This is a genomic window from Streptomyces sp. NPDC102402 (assembly GCF_044765765.1).
Lineage (GTDB): Bacteria > Actinomycetota > Actinomycetes > Streptomycetales > Streptomycetaceae > Streptomyces.
Genome location: NZ_JBIWKR010000001.1, coordinates 731760 through 749757, shown reverse-complemented (window position 1 = coordinate 749757; position 17998 = coordinate 731760). Strand labels below are relative to the sequence as shown.

Sequence of the window (17998 nt, the reverse complement as noted above, 5' to 3'; positions counted from 1 at the left end):
CGTGCGCACACAGCGTGATGACGCGATCACGCTACCGCAGCCGAAACCCCGCGCTCGACCTCAGGCGTGACGTTCACACCTGGGGGTGACCGGGGCATATTCCGATCATGGACGACGGCGGACGACGGCAGGAGCAGCCCATGAGCGTCAGCGGTGCGGCGGCACTGGTGATCCAGCACCAGCCCGGAGGCGGGCTCGGCCGCTGGGCGGACTGGCTGACCGAGCGGGGCGTGACGCCGCAGGTGGTCCACGCGTACGAGGGCGAACGGGTCCCGGACCGCCTGGAACACCCCGCCCTCGTCGTCCTCGGCGGCGCCCACCTGCCCGACGACGACGCCAACGCCCCCTGGCTGCCCGCGACTCGGGAGCTCGTACGCCAGGCCCTCGCCGAGGAGACACCGATGTTCGGCATCTGCCTCGGCGGCCAGATGCTCGCCCAGGTCGCCGGAGGCGAAGTGCGCGGGAACCACGGGAGGCCCGAATTCGGCAGCACCCTCCTCAGCCTGCGCCCCGAGGCGGCGGCGGACCCGCTGTTCGGGGGGCTGCCCGTGCGCCCCCGGGCCATCGAGAACCACGTCGACGCCGTCACCGCGCTTCCCTCCGGCGCCCACTGGCTGGTCAGCAGCGAGGACTGCCCCTACCAGGGCTTCCGTATCGGCTCCGCCGCCTGGGGCGTGCAGTTCCACCCGGAGACGACGGCCGAGCGCATCCTCGGCTGGAACCGCGACCGGCTGCACCGGCACGGCGCTGCCGCCCCGGAGGCGCTGCACGCCCAGGCCCTGCGGGACGAGCCGGCCACCGTCGACACCTGGCGCACCGTCGCCCACCGCTTCGCAGGCGTGGTGACCTCGGCAACGCACCCTCGGAAGCCGTAGCCCCCGGGCGTGCCCGGCAGACGCGGCCCACCGTCGCCGGCACACCCGGCTGCGGTCACCGGTGGGCGGCCAGCACGGCCGCGAGGCCTTCCCGCAGATCCTTGACGAAGTAATCCGGAACCTCCAACGACGGGAAATGTCCCCCGGCTTCGGGCGACGCCCATCGGACGATCCGCCGGTACCGCTCCTGCGCCCAGGGGCGCGGACACTTCTCGACGTCGCGGGGATACATGGTGACTGCCGACGGAACGTCGACCCGGAGTCCGGGATCGAGCGAGTTGTGGCTCTCGTAGTAGATGCGGGCGGCCGACGCGCCGGTCCGCGTCAGCCAGTACAGGGTGACGTCGTCGAGGACCCGGTCCCTGGAGATCGTCTCGAACGGGCTGTCCTCGGTGTCCGACCACTCGGCGAACTTGTCGAGGATCCAGGCCAGCAGCCCGACCGGTGAGTCGACGAGCGCGTAGCCGATGGTCTGCGGCCGGGTCGCCTGCTGCTTCGCGTACGCCGCGCGGTGGCGCCAGAAATCGCGGGTCTCCTCGGTCCACTCCCGCTCGACCGCTGTCAGACCGTCCGCCGTCAACCCGGGCGGCGCTTCCGCGAACGTCGTGTGGATGCCAAGAACGTGCTCCGGGAACCTGCCGCCGAGGACCGTGGTGATATTGCCGCCCCAGTCTCCGCCGTGGGCCACGAACGTGCCGTATCCGAGCCTCCCCATCAGCTCCACCCATGCGGCCGCGATCTTCTCGGTTCCCCACCCGGTGGTGGCCGGCTTGTCGCTGTAGCCGAAGCCCGGCAGCGAGGGGACCACGACGTGGAACGCCGGCGCGTCCGCGTCCCTCGGGTCCGCCAACTCGTCCACCACGTCGACGAACTCGGCGATGCTGCCCGGCCAGCCATGCGTCACGATCAGCGGGGTGGCGTCCGCACGTGGAGACCTGCGGTGCAGGAAGTGGATCCCCAGGCCGTCGACGGTCGTGCGGAACTGGCCGATCCGGTCAAGACGCGCTTCGAACGACCGCCAGTCGTACCCGTCGCGCCAGTAGTCCACGAGGTCGACGAGGTCGGCGAGAGGAACGCCCTGCTCCCATCGGCGAGGGCCGGGCGCGGCCGGATGGACCGTCTCGGCCTCCGGCAGCCGCGCGGCGGCCAGCCGCGCCCACAGATCGCCGAGTTCTGCGTCGGTCGCGCGGGTCTCGCATACGTGTACGTCACTGCTCGGGCTGGACATGAGACCTCCTGGGCATCGATGAACCGGCAAAGACGGTTCTAGCAGTCGCCATAGCCCCCCGGCAACCGGCTATGGTGGTTCCATGCCTGCTGGATTCCCTGATTTCCGCCTCGGCAGCGTGCTGGCGACCAGCTTCACGGGGACCTTGTCGGAGCGTCGTGGCACCGCCGTGGAGCGCATTCCCACACCGCGTCGGCTCGTCGACTGGCTGGCAGCGAGCGGCCTCGCCGTGGACTCCTGCACCCCTGCCCAGCTCGAACTGGCCCGGGAGCTGAGGGAGTCGATCCACGCGGCCGCGACGGCTGCCGCGGTCCAGGAAGCCCTCCCCGCGTCCGCGGTCAACGTCATCAACGACCGCAGCGCTCAGGGCCGGGCCGCGGCGATACTGACACCCGAGGGTGAGCGGCGATGGCGGCTGAGCTCGGCCTCCTGCGTGGAGGACGCCCTCGGTGTGATCGCCGCCGACGCGATCAGCGTCATCGCGGGCGAACGCGACGGAAGACTGGCCCTGTGCGCATCACCGACCTGCCGGGCCGCCTTCTTCGACACCAGCCGGAGCCGCACCCGCCGATGGTGCGAGATGAACACCTGCGGGAACCGCCAGAAGAAGGCGCGCTTCAATGCCGGCCGGCGCGCGGAACCCGGATCAGCGGAGTGACCTCCGCCTTCGGCACATAGAACTGGGCCCCACGCCTGCGCACCGTCTGCCCCGTCGGGGGGAAGCGGCACACTCGCCGTGCAGCCTCCGTCCGAGCCCGTGAACCGCACCGCCCCAGGCGAGGGCAGTCCCGGCCCAGGTCTCCGCTGACGTACGAACCGTGGCAGCCATGCCGGGCGCAGGTCCCGCATCGGGGGCGGGCTTCGACGTCAAGGTGCTGGGCGAGGCCCCTGCTGGAGGCACTCAGCACCGCCGCGCCGGGGTGGGGCGCAAGGGGGGCGGGAGCCCTCGGCCGGGCGCCGCCCCGCCCCCGCCTCTGGTTTCGCCCAGAGCTGGATCGGTTGTCGTGGCCGAACAGGCCCTGGATCGTTCGGGGATGACCGCCTCCATCGCGCACCTCAGTGACCCGCACCTCACGACCGGCCCGCTCGGCGGGGCTCCCGCGGAGGGGCTGCACCGGGCGCTCGGCCGGGTGCTCACGCTCGACCCCCGGCCCGACTGCGTGGTGATCACCGGCGACCTGGTCGACCGGGGCAGGCCCGAGGAGTACCGGGCACTGCGCGAGGTGATCGGGCGCTTCCCGCTGCCGCTGCACCTGGTGGCCGGCAACCACGACGACCACGGTTCGCTGCTGGCCGAGTTCGGCGGTACGCCCTTCATGGGTGAGGGGACGGACACGCACTACGCGGTGGACCACCCGGCGTTCAGCCTCGTGGTCCTCGACTCGGCCGTGCCGGGCTCGCCGGGCGGCCACCTCGGCGCCGCGCAGTTGGAGTGGCTGGACAAGGCCCTCGGCCGCAGGCCGGACGTCCCCGCGGTCGTCTGTCTGCACCACCCGCCGATCGCGGTCGGCATCCCCTTCCTGGACGGGATGCGACTGGACGACGGCGAGGAGCTGGCCGCGGTGCTCGACCGGCACGGCAATGTCGCACGGGTCCTGGCCGGCCATGTGCACCGCCCCGTCACCGCGGCCTTCGCCGGCAGCACCCTGGTCACAGCACCGAGCACCCACCTCCAGAGCGGGCTGGCCCTGAGGGACGTCGTACCCGGCTACCTTCCCGAACCGGCCGCCTTCCAGTTGCACCTCGCCGTCGGCACCGCCTGGGTCACCCACACCGTCCCGGTCGGTCACGCCGCGGCGACGGTCGCCGCCTTCTGACCGGCCCGTGCCTCAGGTCACGGCCGCACCGGCGGCCCGGGCACCGCCGGAGGAGGGCAGGTCAGGCGGAGGGCAGGCCGCTCGTGTCGACGTCCACGTCGAAGGGGGCCGGCAGGCGCAGCACCGCCCCGAAGGGGTGCGGCCCGTCGACGCGGGTGTAACCCAGCCGGCCCGGCTCGGAGAACAGCGTCACGCTGCCCTCCATCCGGTCGACGAGGAGATACAGGGGCGCCCCGTACTCCGCGTACCGGCGGCGCTTGACCACCCGGTCGGTCTCCGCGTTCGACTCGGACGTGACCTCCACGACCAGAAGCGTCTGGTCCGGCAGCAGCGCACCTCCGCCCTTCGCCAGTTCCTCTGGTACGACGGCGATGTCGGGGACGTACCAGTTGGACGAGCCCGGCAGGTCGAGGTTCCCCGAGCCCTCGACACAACCCAGCTCGTCCACCCGGCCCTCGATCTGGCGGCGGACAAGCCTGGCGGCACGCTCGTGGTCCCAGGTCGGTGACACCGGTTCGATGATCCCCTCGATGATCTGGACGCGGTCGCCCCGCACATGCTGTACGGCGAACTTGAGGGCGCGCTCGGCATCGACACCCTGGCTGTAGTCAGGCGCGCTCGTCATGAGGCTCCGCTCCCGTCCGTGTCCACGACTGTGGTCACCCAGCATCATGCCCGTCCGACGGCACCCCTGACGCCGTCGGCGGCGCTTGACCACCCGGTCGTCTCCGCGCTGTCCGACGGCCGGACGCGGCCTCCGGTTAGGGTAATGAGCAGCTAAAAAGATGATCAAAAGCGCCGCTCCGCCGCCGCGCGCTCCTCGGGAGGAAGCCATGGGAACCCACCGCACGTCGCTGCCAGGAGTCGGCGTCCAGTACGACTACACCACCGAGTCGGGGCAGCACATCTCCGTGGTGGTGCACCATGACGGGCGGCGGTTCCTGGGGTTCTACGAGAAGGACGACCCAGATTCGTGCGTGCTCTCCGTGCCGCTGACGACCACCGAGGCCACCGGGCTCGCGCACCTCATCGACGCGGCGCCGATCGACGCCGTACGGACCGACGGCATCGACCTGGTCACCGAGCACATCCCGCTCGGGACCCGTTCCCCGTACGGCGGGCGGCTGCTCGGGGACACCCGGGCGCGGACACGCACCGGGGCCTCGATCGTGGCCGTGCTGCGGACGCACAGCGCGCACCCGTCGCCGGGGCCGGACTTCCGGCTGGCCATCGGGGACACACTCGTCGTCGTCGGAACCCGTGAGGGCGTCGACACGCTCTCCGAGATCATCGCGGAGGGCTGACCATGCACGACACGACCGCACTCCTGGTGGAGCTCGGCTCCGTCATCCTGGGACTCGGCATCATCGGAAGGTTCGCCGGGCGGATAGGCCTCTCGCCCATCCCGCTCTACCTGCTGGCCGGACTCGCCTTCGGTGACGGCGGGCTGCTGCCGCTCGGTGCCAGCGAGGAGTTCACCGCCATCGGGGCGGAGATCGGCGTCATCCTGCTCCTGCTCCTGCTCGGGCTGGAGTACAGCGCCTCGGAGCTCGTCACCAGCCTCAAGACGCAGTACCCCTCCGGCGTCGTCGACTTCGTCCTCAACGCGACACCCGGCGCGGCAGCCGGCCTGATGCTCGGGTGGGGTCCCGTGGGGGCCGTCGCCCTGGCCGGGGTCACCTGGATCTCGTCGTCGGGCGTGATCGCCAAGGTGATGACCGACATGGGACGGCTCGGCAACCGCGAGACGCCCGTCATCCTCGGTGTCCTCGTCATCGAGGACCTCTCCATGGCCGTCTACCTGCCGCTCCTCACCGCGATGCTGGCCGGGGTCGGCCTGGCCGGCGGCAGCATCGCGCTGCTGATCGCGCTCGGCACCGTCGGGCTCGTGCTGTACCTGGCGCTGCGCCACGGCCGGCTCATCAGCCGCGCGGTGTCCTCCGACAACCCGGAGATGCTGCTGCTCGTCGTGCTCGGGCTCACCGTCCTGGTGGCCGGGGTCGCCCAGCAGCTCCAGGTGTCCGCCGCCGTCGGCGCGTTCCTGGTGGGCATCGCCCTCTCCGGGGAGGTCGCCGAGGGAGCGCGCAAGCTGCTGACGCCGCTGCGGGACCTCTTCGCGGCCGTCTTCTTCGTGTTCTTCGGGCTGTCCACCGACCCGGCGGAGATCCCGCCCGTGCTGCTCCCGGCGGCCGCCCTGGCGATCGTCACGGTCTTCACGAAGATCGGCACCGGCTGGTACGCCGCCCGGCGGGCCGGGATCGGTCCGCGGGGCCGGTGGCGCGCGGGCGGGACGCTGGTCGCGCGCGGGGAGTTCTCGATCGTCATCGCCGGTCTGGCCGTGGCGACGGAACCGCGGATCGGGCCCATCGCGACCGCGTACGTGCTGATCCTGGTGATCGCCGGACCGCTCACTGCCCGGTGGACGGAACCGGTCGCCTCGAAGCTCCAGGCCGCGCTGGCCGGGCGGCGGAAGCAGCCCGTCCCCGCAGGCGACCGGCAGGCGCAGGCACCTGCCGACCTGCACGCGCAGGCACCTGTCGACCGGCAGGCGCAGGCACCTGTCGACCGGCAGGAGCGGGCGCCGATGCCCTCGCACGACGACCTCACGCCGGAGCACGCCGGGCGCGACTCCGACTGAGGCGACCGGGGGCAGCCGCTCAGAGCGGGGTGGCCGCGTGGAGGATGGAGACGAGCGTCACCGTCGCGTTGAGCGACGACAGCGCCGAAGCCGCCGTCCCCACCGTCGCGGTCACCGCCGCCAGGGCCAGATACGGGTCGGCCGGGGGCCAGAGCCCGGCCGAGGGCTCCGGGTCGAGCAGGGCCGCGACCCTGCGCGGGACGGGGCCGGCCGCCGCGAAGGCGGGGAGCGTGGCGGCCTCCGGCGGGCGGTGCGAGAACAGCGCCGCCCTGCCGACCGCCGTGGCCACGGCCCGGCGGCTGCCGACCACGCTCGCCGCCTCCTCGTCCGCCCAGCGTTCGGTGCTGTACGCCACCGCCGTGCGCAGCGGCAGGAGGAACGGGTTGGCGCGTGCCGCCAGTTGCGTCACCAGCAGGTAGCGGTGATGGCGGCCTGCCAGGTGCGCGCGTTCATGGGCGACGAGCGCCCGCCGCTCGCGGGCGCCCAGGCACTCCATCATCGCGGTGGAGACGACGACCCTGCCGTCCCGCCCGCGCCGCCCCGGGAGGGCGTACGCGTAGGGGTCGGGGGACGGGACCACCGCGAGGTCCCCGCGGGCACCGGGGCCGCAGGACGGCGGGAGGGCGCGGGCGGCGCGGGCCCGGGTCCTGGTGTGCCGCAGCAGCGTGGAGCCGCAGGCCGCCAGCACCGCGCCCAGGACGCCGATCGCGATCAGGCCCGCCTTCTCCTCGTAGGGCACCGCGGCCCGCACCTCGGGGTCCGACCAGCCGTCGGGCAGCGGGTTCCCGGGGAGCTGGGCCGTGCCCACCACCATGAGCAGTGCCAGGCACAGGGTGCTGCACAGGGCCAGTACCGAGCCCACGACGGCCAGCAGCCGGGTGGCGCTCCTGGGGTGCAGATGCTGCTCGGCGAGGCGTGCCATGGGCAGTGCGGTCAGCGGCAGGACGAGTGGCAGGTAGACGAAGACGCCCATCGTGGTGGCTCTCAGCCTTCCGGAGCCGCGGAGTCGTCGTGGGGGCCGGAGTCCTCGGCATCCTCGGCCGCGCGGGAGAGCAGCGCCCGGAGCCGGGCCTCGTCGCCCGGGGAGAGCGCGGAGACGAAGCGCGCGAGGACGGCCCCCCTGTCGCGCTCGCCGTCCAGGACACGGCGCATCCGCAGCGCGGCGAGGCCGGCCTCGTCGGACGCGGGGGTCCAGACGTAGGAGCGGCCCTGGCGGGTGCGGGTCACGGCGTTCTTCGCGTAGAGGCGGGAGAGGATCGTGATGACGGTGGTGTAGGCGAGGTCCCCGTCGAGGTGCTCCTGCACCCAGCCGGCCGTGGCGGGGCCGCCCGCGGAGCGGAGCACGGTCAGGACCTGGGACTCCAGCTGTCCCTGTCCGCGCCGGGGCAGACGTGGGCCGTCCGGGTCGCCGCCGTCGTCCGTAGCTCTGGGCCTGTTCATCCGCCGCATCCTACTGAGTGGCCGTTGAACGGCCCGTCCTCCCGCGTCCACCCCTCGTTCTTCTACACAGCTGTAGAGTTCAGGTGGTTCCCGCACCACAGGCAACGCAACGTATGGAGACGTCATGGCCCTTTGGGATCGGATCAAGGAATCCGCGTCGACGATGCAGACGCAGCTGGAGGCGAAGAAGAACGACCTGAAGAGCGGGGCGTTCCGGGACGCGAGCATGGCCATGTGCGCCTTGGTCTCCGCGGCCGACGGTTCCATCGACCCGTCGGAGCGGCAGCGCGTCGCCTCACTGATCGCCACCAACGACGTCCTGCAGAACTTCCCGGCGGACGACCTGCAGCGCCGGTTCAACGCCTACGTGGACAAGCTGACGGCGGACTTCGCCTTCGGCAAGGTCAGCGTGCTCCAGGAGATCGCCAAGGCGAAGAAGAAGCCCGCCGAGGCGCGCGCGGTCATCCAGATCGGGATCGTCATCGGCGGCGCCGACGGCGACTTCGACAAGTCGGAGCAGGCCGTCGTGCGGGAGGCGTGCTTCACGCTCGACCTGCCCCCGCACGAGTTCGACCTGTAGGGCACCCGCGGAGGCGTACGGACCGGAGCCCTCGGCCCGTGCGCCTCGCGGACGGCGCTCACCGGCCGTCAGAGCTCCGCCGCGGGCCAGTCCAGCAGCCGGGCGCCGATCACCGCGGTCTGCAGCGTGTAGCGGTGCGAGGGGTCGGCGGGGTCGGAGCCGGTCAGCTGGTGTATCCGCTCCAGCCGGTACGTCAGCGCGCGGACGCTCAGGGACAGCCGACGGGCCGTCTCGGCGGCCACGCAGCCCGCTTCGAAGTAGACCGACAGCGTCCGCAGCAGGGGCTCCGCCCCGCCCCGGGCCTGCTTGAGCGGCCCCAGCTCACTGCGCACCAGATCGGCCATCGCCTGCCGGTCCCTGGTCAGCACCGGATAGACCAGCAGGTCCGCGGCGTACAGCACCGGATCGTCGAGCCCCATCCGCCGCGCCAGATCGATCGCGTCCAGCGCCTCGTCGTACGAGTGGACCACCCCGCCGGGACCGCGGTGCGGCCGGCCGACCGCCACCACGCCTCCGTCCGTCGCGGCATGGGCCTGCTTGGCGAAGTACCGCAGGACGTCCGGCTGGCTGCCGGGGGCTATGCACACCAGACGCCCGTCCTTCGTCGTCAGCAGGATCTTCCGGCCGTCGAAGCGGGCGAGCAGCGCCGACTCCACGCTGCGGGGCACCGAGTCCGACTCGGTGTACGCCTCGGGGCCCGCCGCGACGGCGACGGCATGCGCCCGGGACAGCCGCAGCCCGAACCGGGTGGCACGCTCCGCGAGCCTGCCCAGGTCACTGCGCCCGTACAGCAGGTCGTCGATGAACTCCCGCCGCGCCGCCTCCTCCCGCCGCACGGTGAGGCGCTGGGCCCGCTCGTAGCCCTCCGCGAAGGCGTCGACGGCCTGCTCCACGGCGCCCAGCACGGCATCCGCGGTGACGGCGCCCGTCGACAGGCGCGGCCAGGCGGTGCGGGTCTCCGAGAGATGGCTGCGCACCAGGGCACGCAGCTGGTGCCCGGCCTCCGCGGCCTCACGTCCGCGCGTGCGCCGCGCCTCCAGCTCGTCCCGGGTGAGCCGCCGGCCGGTCTCCGCGACCTCGGCCAGGATGCGGGCGTAGCCCTCCAGGAACCTCTCGGGGATCTCGGGCTCCACGCTTCACTCCTCCGTGTCTCGACAGCTCCGTCATCTCCCCAACGCGCACCGGCGGCTGCCGGTGCCCGGCAGCCGGTATCCGCGAAGCCTGCCGGACTCCGGCAGTGCGCCGCGGAGGCTCCGGCTGTCACCATCGGTCCAGCAACACACGGGGGGATCACGGGGGATCACGGGGAATCACGGGGGAAGGAACCGGCTGCTGCGGGACCGTTCGCGGTGTCGCAGCGCCGGTGCCCCGCCGCCCGCCGCCGCCCTGCCTCCCGGACCGTACAGCGTGCCGCGTCACAGGGGGGTGGGCCGGATGACCGAATTCCTTTCCGCAGCAGTCGCCTTCCCGGCCGTAGTCCTCTGCGCGGCCCTGGTGGTCGTCGTCTGCTTCTGGCTGCTGGTGCTGGCCGGAGCCGCCGGACCGGACTCCTTCGACACCGACCTCGACAGCGACGCCGTCGGCTTCGGCGGGGTGCCCGTGTCCGTGTCGGTGTCGCTGTTCGTCGTCATCGCCTGGTTCGCCGCCCTGACCGGCTCGGTCCTGGTACTCCGCAGCGGAGCCACCGGTACCGTCCGGGCCGCTCTCCACCTGGCCGTCCTGGCGGGTGCGCTTCTGATCGCCTGGGGGGTGGTCCGCATGCTCGTACGCCGATTCCGCCGGTTCTTCCCCGCGGAACCTCCACCGTCCAGGGAGGACTTCGTGGGCCAGGTCTGCACGATCCGCACGGGGTCCGTCAGCACCGACTTCGGCCAGGCCGAGGTCGCGGCGGCGGACGGATCGACCGCCATCGTGCAGGTGCGGCAGCCGTCGCGGCCCTCCGGACCAGGTGAGGTGTTCACCTCCGGCAGCACGGGGCTCCTCTACGCGTACGACGCCGACGGCGAGTTCTTCTGGGTCTCGCCGTACGACGCGGCGCTCGCCCCACGCCCGCTGCCACGCGCCGCGGGCTGACCCCGCACATCACCTCCGGGCCTCCGGGCCCTGGTTCCGCATGTGGTTCCGCATGCCGTCGTGCGGGCCCCTCCACTTCGTACGTACCAGTGCGTACCCGTACGTCAGCGTACGCACCCGTACGTCCCCACCAGCCGTCAAGGACTGACATGGATGCCATCTCCTGGGGCATCGGCGTGCTCGTCGCCGTTGTCCTGCTCATCACCGTCGCACTGGTCTTCGTCATCACCCGGCTCTTCCGCAAGGTCGAGCAGGGGAAGGCGCTGATCATCTCCAAGACCAAGAAGGTCGACGTCACCTTCACCGGCGCCGTGGTCCTCCCGGTGCTGCACAAGGCCGAGACCATGGACATCTCGGTGAAGACCATCGAGATCCGCCGCACCGGGCGCGAGGGGCTGATCTGCCAGGACAACATCCGCGCCGACATCCACATCACGTTCTTCGTCCGGGTCAACAAGACCGTCGAGGACGTCATCAAGGTCGCGCAGGCCATCGGCACGGAGCGCGCCAGCGACAAGGCCGCCATCCAGGACTTCTTCGCCGCGAAGTTCTCCGAGGCCCTCAAGACCGTGGGCAAGCAGCTCGACTTCGTCGACCTCTACACCAAGCGCGAGGAGTTCCGGGACCGGATCATCCGGGTCATCGGGACCGACCTGAACGGCTATCACCTCGACGACGCCGCGATCGACTTCCTGGAGCAGACGCCGATGGCGCAGCTCGACGGCGCCAACATCCTGGACGCGCAGGGCATCCGGAAGATCACCGAGCTGACGTCGATCGAGCACGTGCGGACCAACGAGTTCCAGCGCACCGAGCAGAAGGAGATCACCCGGCAGGACGTCGACGCCCGGGAGACCATCCTGGAGCTGGAGCGCCGGCAGTCCGAGGCCGAGATCAAGCAGCGCCGCGAGGTCGAGACGCTGCGGGCCCGGGAGGAGGCGGCGACCGCCCGGGTGCAGGAGGAGGAGCGGCTCGGTTCCCAGGGCGCCTTCATCCGCACCGAGGAACAGCTCGGCATCCAGCGGGAGAACCAGGCCCGTGAGATCGCCGTCGCGCAGAAGAACCGTGAGCGGGTCATCGCGGTGGAGAACGAGCGCATCGAGAAGGACCGGATGCTGGAGGTCATCGGGCGCGAGCGCGAGACCGAGCTGAACCGGATCGCCGCGACGAAGGAGGTCGAGGCCGAACGCCGTGAGGTCGCGGACGTCATCCGGGAGCGGATCGCCGTGGACCGTACGGTCGCCGAGCAGGAGGAGTCGATCCTGACCCTGCGGTCCGTCGAGGAGTCGGAGCGCACCCGCAGGTCGGTCATCATCGCGGCGGAGGCGGAGGCGCAGGAGAAGCTGGTCAAGGACATCAAGGCGGCCGAGGCCGCCGAGGCGGCGGCCGTGCACCTGGCCGCCGAGCAGCTGACCCTCGCGGACGCCCGGCTGAAGACCGCCGACCTCGACGCGCAGGCGAAGCTGCGGCTGGCGGAAGGAATCCAGGCGGAGAGCGCCGCGGCGGGACTCGCAGACGTCCAGGTCAGGGACGCCGAGGCCGAGGTCACGGAGAAGGCGGGCCGAGCGGAGGCGCAGGCGACGGAGGCCCGGCTCAGGGCGGAGGCCGAGGGCGCGCGCCTCAAGGCCCTGGCGGAGGCCGAGGGCACGCAGGCCCAGGCCGCGGCGGACGCGGCGATGATCGGCGAGAAGCTGAAGGCCGAGGCGGAGGGGCTGACCCTGAAGGCCGCGGCGATGGCGGCGCTCGACGAGGCCTCGCGCGGGCACGAGGAGTACCGGCTGCGGCTGGACGCGGAGAAGGAGATCCGGCTCGCGGAGTTCGACGTCCAGCGGCAGGTGGCCGAGGCCCAGGCGACGGTCCTGGCGACGGGGCTGGAGCACGCGGACATCGACATCGTGGGAGGCGACTCCGTCTTCTTCGACCGTCTCGTGTCGTCCATCTCCTTCGGCCGGAGCGTGGACGGGTTCGTCTCGAACTCGAAGACCGCGCAGGCGCTGGCGGGACCGTGGCTGGACGGCACGTCCTCGTTCACGGAGGACCTGACCCGGGTGCTGGGGTCCTTCTCCACCGGGGACGTGCAGAACCTGACGGTGTCGGCGCTGCTGACCCGGCTGATGCGGTCGCCCGGTGCGGCCTCGGGTCAGCTGAAGCAGCTGCTCGACGCGGCGGACGAACTGGGGCTGTCGGGGATGACCGTGTCCTCCCTGTCGGGCACCGGAGCGGGGACGGCGGCGTCCTCGGCGAACGGCGCCGCCCCGCGGAACGGAACGGTCGTCGCCCCGTAGGCAGGTGCCCCGGCCCGCAGGCGGCCGGACCGGTTGGACGTCATCTCGTAGGGAGCCTCACGCATGGACCGCGACCTCACCCTCACCGAAGCCGACGCCGACGCCTACGAGGTGCTCCGGCGACGGCTCCGGGACCAGGCCGGCGAGCTCGTCCGGCGGGCCGAGGCACTCGACGCCCGGCGGACCGAGGAGTTCGGTTCCGCCGGGCTGCGCCTGCTCGCCACCGAGCAGGTGCGCACCGAGGACGCCTCGGTGGCCCGCGATCTCGTCGCCGTGGGCGGGCGCCTGCTGTTCGGGTTCGAGCGGGGGCCGGGTGCGCGCGGGGACGCCGGGGTGGGCGAGGTGCTCACGCTGCGCGAGCCCGGCCTGGAGAAGGCGGACGACGGGCTCCCGGACGGCAAGGCGGACGGCAAAGGGCTCCCGGACGGCAAGGGGCTCCTGGACGACGAGGCGTTCGTACGGGAGTTCGCCTCCCTGCACCGGTACTACCGCGACGCCCGCCTGCTCCGCCTGCGCCGGGTCAACGGGCGCCTGCTGGCCGTGTTCCGCACCGGGGAGACCGCCGAGGACATCCGTGTCCTGCGCTGGGCGCTGGGCCCGGACGGGGCGCCCGCCGGCTTCCTGGACGCCCGGGGCGACCGGGACCACGTCTTCCCGCCCTCCCACGACTTCGACTGGACCCCTGCCGGGCGGGACGCCCACGTACCCGGCAGGCACCCCCACATCGCCGTCCTGGACACGGTCTTCGTGGACACCCTCGGCGGCACCCTCACCGTCAAGACCGCCGACGACACCGAGTCGCCCGACGGGATCTACGAGGAGCCGGTCGACGAGCCGCTCCAGTCGCTGGCGGACGCCGCCGTCGAGTACGCCGTGGCCGGACCGCTGATCCTTCTGCGGGTCCGCCCGTACAAGGAGGACACCTGGCGCCACCTGGTCTTCAACACACTGCTGTCCGAGGTGCGGCGCCTCGACGCGATCGGCCCGTCCTGCCACCGCCTCCCCGAGGACCAGGGGATCATCTTCCCCGGCGGCTACTACCTCACCACCGGCACCGCCAGGACCTTCGACACCGCCGGGGAGATCGCCGACCCCGTCTTCGAGGGCACGGTCCCCTCACCCGACGGGGAGGACGTCCTCTACTCCTTCCGGTCCCGGGACGGCGGCCGCGCCCTGCTCCTGCCGTACAACGTGATCCGCCAGGAGGTCGCGGCCCCGCTGCTCGGCCGGGGCCACGCCCTGCTGGACGACGGGACACTGGTCCTCCTGAAGGGCGGCGCCGACGGCCCGGGGCGGGTCCACCCGCTCCAGCGCTGGCAGACCCCGTACGTCTCCGACACGCATGCCGCCTCCCGCCCCGCCGGGACGGGCCCGCTCGCCCGGACCGGCAACGCCGACCTGGTGCGCGGGATCTCGGACTGCCTCGCGCTGGCCCACGGCGTCCGGGAGATGACGCCGACCGGCGCCGTCTACAGCAGACTCGTCGACGACTGCGTCCGGGCGGGCGACCGCCACCACTGGCTCACCGATCCCGAACTCGGTTCTCTCGCCGAGCCCCTGGAGGAGCTGCGGGCCACCGCCCGCCAGATCCTCGACGAGTTCGACACGGTGCGGGAGCTGACCGGGCAGGCCTCCCGTGCGCTGGACGAGGCGGCCTCGGACCTCACCACGCTGGTACGCCGCATCCGGGGCGAGGCCCCTCGTTCGGCCGCCGCCTGGGTCGGCCGCCTCACCGAACTGCGGCGGGCACACGGCCACCTGGCGACGCTCGCCGGGATGCGGTACGCCGACACCGGCCGCATCGCCGCGCTGACGGAGGAGACCGCACGCGACCTGGAGTCGGCCGCACAGCGGGCGGTGGCCTTCCTCTCCGGTGCGGACGCGTTCGCCGGGTACCACGAGGACCTCGCCCGCGTCACCGCGGACGCGGCGGGCCTGGAGACCGCAGCCGACACCTCCGCGGCCGGGGACCGGCTGACGGAGATCACGGACGGCCTCGCGACCGTCACGGACGTCGTCGCCGGGCTGGACATGGGCGACGCCACGGTCCGTACGTCGGTCCTGGAGCGGATCGCCGAGGTCATGGGCGGTGCCAACCGCGCCCGCGCGACCCTCGACGCCCGGCGCAGGGAGCTGGTGGCCCGTGAGGGCCGGGCCGAGTTCGCCGCCGAGTTCGCGCTCCTCGGGCAGGCCGTCACAGGGGCCCTGGCCTCGGCCGGTTCACCCGAGGCCTGCGACGAGCAGCTGGCCCGGGTGCTGCTCCAGCTGGAGAACCTGGAGTCCCGGTTCGCGGAGTCCGACGACTTCCTCGCCCGGCTCGACGAGCGCCGCACGGAGGTGTACGAGGCGTTCTCGGGCCGGAAGCAGACCCTGGAGGACACCCGGGCCCGGCGCGCGGAGCGGCTCGCGGGGTCCGCGGGCCGCGTCCTGGAGACGGTCTCCCGGCGGCTGGCCGGTCTGGAGGACCTGGACGCCGTCCACACCTACTTCGCCTCCGACCCCATGGTCGCCAAGGTCCGCCGCACCGCCGACGAGCTCCGCGCCCTCGGCGACCCGGTCCGCGCCGAGGAGCTCGACGGCCGGATCGAGGCGGCCCGGCAGGAGGCGGGCCGCGCCCTGCGCGACCGGAGCGAGCTGTACACGGACGGCGGCGCCGTGATCCGGCTCGGCCGGCACCGCTTCGCGGTGAACACCAAGCCCTTCGACCTGACGCTGGTCCCGTCCGGGGACGGCATCGCCTTCGCGCTCACCGGCACCGACTACCGCGCGCCGGTCACCGACCCGGAGTTCGAGGCGGCCCGTGCCCACTGGGGCCGGACCCTCCCGTCGGAGTCCCCGGACGTCTACCGCGCGGAGCACCTGGCCGCCCGGCTGCTGGCCGAGCACGGCGCGGACGCGCTGGCCGGTGCGGACCTCGCGGCGCTGGTGCGGGAGGCCGCGGCGGCGGCGTACGACGAGGGCCACCAGCGGGGCGTCCACGACGAGGACGCCCTCGCCGTCCTGACCGTCCTGCTGCGGCTGCGCGCCGGTGCGGGCCTCCTCCGCTTCCCCTCCTCGGTGCGGGCGGCGGCCCAGCTCTTCTGGGAGCACGGGGCCGACGAGGCCCTGCGGGCCTCCTGGACGCGTCAGGCCGGCTCGCTGGCACGGGCCCGCGACGCCTTCGGGCCCGCTCCCGCCATCGCCGTGCTCCAGGAGGAGTGGGCGGCGGCGATGGGGGCTGAGAACACCGTCGCCGAATACCTCTTCGAGGAACTGGCCGGCGGCCCCGCCGGGTTCGTCACGAGCGCCGCCGTCCGTACGCTCCTCGACAAATTCCGCCGTGCGGTGGGCACATCGGCGTACGACGACGACCTCGCCGCCCTCTCCGGCGACCTCCCGGCCCGACGCCGGCTGGTGGAGGGCTGGCTCACCTCGTACGCCGCCGCGAGCGGCTCGCGACCGGAGGACGGAGACCTCGCGGAGGCGGTCGCCGTGGAGCTGTGCCCGCAGCTGGAGCGCTACGACTGCGACGCCCCGCTGACCGCGACGGTGGAGGGACTCCTCGGTGACCACCCGCGCGTGGCGCACGGGCGGCTCACGGTCCGGCTCGACGAAATCCTGTCCCGTACAGCCGAGTTCCGTGCCCACGCCGTGCCCGGCTTCCGCGCGTACCAGCGGCTGCGCACCCGCCTGGTCGAGGCCGAGCGTTCCCGGCTGCGGCTGGACGACCACCGGCCTCGCGCCATGCCCTCGTTCGTCCGCAGCCGGCTGCTGGACGAGGTGTACCTCCCGCTCATCGGCGACAGCCTGGCCAAGCAGCTGGGCACCGCCGACGCCGGCCGGCGCACCGACTCGCAGGGCCTGCTGCTGCTCGTGTCGCCGCCGGGCTACGGGAAGACGACGCTCATGGAGTACGTCGCGGAGCGGCTCGGGATGGTCCTGGTCAAGGTGAGCGGCCCGAACCTCGGTCACGACGTGACCTCGCTCGACCCGGCCCTGGCGCCCGGTGCGACGGCCCGCCGGGAGATCGAGAAGATCAACTTCGCGTTCGAGTCGGCCAACAACACGCTGCTCTACCTGGACGACATCCAGCACACCTCGCCCGAGCTGCTGCAGAAGTTCATCCCGCTCTGCGACGCCACCCGCCGTGTCGAGGGGGTGCGGGACGGACAGCCGCGCAGCCACGACCTGCGGGGGAAGCGGTTCGCCGTGGTCATGGCGGGCAACCCGTACACCGAGTCCGGCGCCCGCTTCCGCATCCCGGACATGCTCGCCAACCGGGCCGACGTCCGGAATCTGGGCGAGGTCCTGAGCGGGCGGGACGAGGTCTTCGCGCTGAGCTTCGTCGAGAACGCCCTGACCGCCAGCCCGGTGCTGGCGCCGCTCGCCGGCCGGTCCCGGAGCGACCTCGACCTGCTCGTGCGCCTCGCCTCCGGCACGGACCCCTCGGCCCGCGCGGACCAGCTCGAACACCCGTACTCTCCGGCGGAACGGGACCGGATCGTCTCCGTCCTGCGTCATCTGCTCACCGCCCGGGACACCGTCCTCGCGGTGAACGCGGCGTACATCGCCTCCGCCGCGCAGACGGACGCCACACGCACCGAACCGCCCTTCCGCCTCCAGGGCTCGTACCGCGACATGAACAAGATCGCGGAACGGATCGTGCCGGTGATGAACGACGCCGAGCTCTCCTCCGTCCTGACCGACCACTACGCGGCCGAGGCCCAGACGCTCACCACCGGCGCCGAGTCGAACCTGCTGAAGCTGGCCGCCCTGCGGGGCACCCTCACCCCGGAACAGGCCGACCGCTGGACGGCGGTCACCTCCTCGTACGTGCGCACGCAGGCGCTCGGCGGCCCGGACGGCGATCCCGCCACCCGCGCGGTCGGGGCGCTGGGGCTGCTGGCCGACCGGATCGCCGCCGTCGAGACGGCCATCGAGCGCGCGGCCGACCCGCGCCGCCTGCTCGCCGCGCCCGCCCCACGGCCCAGGGAGAGCTGACGCGGCCGGCCGCCTGCCCGCCGCGCCCGCCCCACGGCCCAGGGAAACCTGACGCCCCCGGAAGATCCGCACGGAAGGAGCA

Annotated in this window: 14 protein-coding genes; 9 read left to right on the top strand and 5 right to left on the bottom strand. The window is 72.9% G+C overall.

Annotated elements, in window-relative coordinates; genetic code table 11:
* Window positions 1–140: 140 nt before the first annotated feature.
* A complete protein-coding gene (locus ACIRJR_RS03135) occupies window positions 141–875 on the top strand; it encodes a type 1 glutamine amidotransferase (RefSeq protein ID WP_403772920.1) in 735 nt (244 codons plus the stop codon).
* A gap of 55 nt (window positions 876–930) precedes the next feature.
* On the opposite strand, the gene ACIRJR_RS03130 is transcribed toward ACIRJR_RS03135, so the two are convergent.
* The gene (locus ACIRJR_RS03130; RefSeq protein ID WP_403772917.1) at window positions 931–2103 is read right to left on the bottom strand and encodes an epoxide hydrolase family protein; all 1173 of its coding nucleotides are present in this window, start codon (window positions 2101–2103) and stop codon (window positions 931–933) included.
* An 82-nt stretch (window positions 2104–2185) separates the two neighbouring features.
* Between ACIRJR_RS03130 and ACIRJR_RS03125 the strand changes: the two genes are divergently transcribed.
* Together ACIRJR_RS03125 and ACIRJR_RS03120 are read left to right on the top strand one after the other, a co-directional pair.
* Window positions 2186–2761 carry a CGNR zinc finger domain-containing protein gene (locus tag ACIRJR_RS03125; RefSeq protein WP_403772914.1) on the top strand — a complete coding sequence of 192 codons (576 nt, stop codon included), beginning with the start codon at window positions 2186–2188 and terminating at the stop codon, window positions 2759–2761.
* A 376-nt stretch (window positions 2762–3137) separates the two neighbouring features.
* Window positions 3138–3920 (top strand): phosphodiesterase, encoded by a 783-nt coding sequence (locus ACIRJR_RS03120; RefSeq protein ID WP_403772911.1) that lies wholly within the window; start codon window positions 3138–3140, stop codon window positions 3918–3920.
* A 61-nt stretch (window positions 3921–3981) separates the two neighbouring features.
* On the opposite strand, the gene ACIRJR_RS03115 is transcribed toward ACIRJR_RS03120, so the two are convergent.
* Window positions 3982–4545 (bottom strand): Uma2 family endonuclease, encoded by a 564-nt coding sequence (locus tag ACIRJR_RS03115; RefSeq protein WP_403772908.1) that lies wholly within the window; start codon window positions 4543–4545, stop codon window positions 3982–3984.
* Window positions 4546–4753: 208 nt separating this feature from the next.
* On the opposite strand from ACIRJR_RS03115, the gene ACIRJR_RS03110 reads away from it, so the two are divergent.
* Both ACIRJR_RS03110 and ACIRJR_RS03105 read left to right on the top strand, forming a co-directional pair.
* Window positions 4754–5224 carry a cation:proton antiporter regulatory subunit gene (locus tag ACIRJR_RS03110; RefSeq protein ID WP_104787243.1) on the top strand — a complete coding sequence of 157 codons (471 nt, stop codon included), beginning with the start codon at window positions 4754–4756 and terminating at the stop codon, window positions 5222–5224.
* 2 nt (window positions 5225–5226) lie between these two features.
* Window positions 5227–6558, top strand: coding sequence for a cation:proton antiporter (locus ACIRJR_RS03105; RefSeq protein ID WP_403772904.1), 1332 nt, complete (start codon window positions 5227–5229; stop codon window positions 6556–6558).
* 19 nt (window positions 6559–6577) lie between these two features.
* On the opposite strand, the gene ACIRJR_RS03100 is transcribed toward ACIRJR_RS03105, so the two are convergent.
* Window positions 6578–7531 (bottom strand): M56 family metallopeptidase, encoded by a 954-nt coding sequence (locus ACIRJR_RS03100; protein ID WP_403772901.1) that lies wholly within the window; start codon window positions 7529–7531, stop codon window positions 6578–6580.
* Between the two features lie 11 nt (window positions 7532–7542).
* Window positions 7543–7998, bottom strand: coding sequence for a BlaI/MecI/CopY family transcriptional regulator (locus tag ACIRJR_RS03095; protein ID WP_403772898.1), 456 nt, complete (start codon window positions 7996–7998; stop codon window positions 7543–7545).
* 124 nt (window positions 7999–8122) lie between these two features.
* Between ACIRJR_RS03095 and ACIRJR_RS03090 the strand changes: the two genes are divergently transcribed.
* Window positions 8123–8578: a TerB family tellurite resistance protein gene (locus ACIRJR_RS03090; RefSeq protein ID WP_359463362.1), complete on the top strand. Its 456-nt coding sequence runs from the start codon at window positions 8123–8125 to the stop codon at window positions 8576–8578.
* Between the two features lie 68 nt (window positions 8579–8646).
* Here the strand turns inward: ACIRJR_RS03090 and ACIRJR_RS03085 are convergent, their stop codons facing one another.
* Window positions 8647–9711, bottom strand: a complete 1065-nt coding sequence (locus tag ACIRJR_RS03085) for a PucR family transcriptional regulator (RefSeq protein ID WP_403772895.1) — start codon at window positions 9709–9711, stop codon at window positions 8647–8649.
* Between the two features lie 301 nt (window positions 9712–10012).
* On the opposite strand from ACIRJR_RS03085, the gene ACIRJR_RS03080 reads away from it, so the two are divergent.
* The 3 genes from ACIRJR_RS03080 (at window position 10013) to ACIRJR_RS03070 (ending at window position 17916) form a co-directional block, all read left to right on the top strand.
* Complete coding sequence (locus ACIRJR_RS03080; RefSeq protein WP_403772892.1) at window positions 10013–10651, top strand: hypothetical protein; 639 nt, start codon at window positions 10013–10015, stop codon at window positions 10649–10651.
* A 149-nt stretch (window positions 10652–10800) separates the two neighbouring features.
* A complete protein-coding gene (locus ACIRJR_RS03075) occupies window positions 10801–12936 on the top strand; it encodes a flotillin family protein (protein ID WP_403772889.1) in 2136 nt (711 codons plus the stop codon).
* Between the two features lie 63 nt (window positions 12937–12999).
* Window positions 13000–17916: a DNA repair ATPase gene (locus ACIRJR_RS03070; RefSeq protein ID WP_403772886.1), complete on the top strand. Its 4917-nt coding sequence runs from the start codon at window positions 13000–13002 to the stop codon at window positions 17914–17916.
* Window positions 17917–17998: the final 82 nt, after the last annotated feature.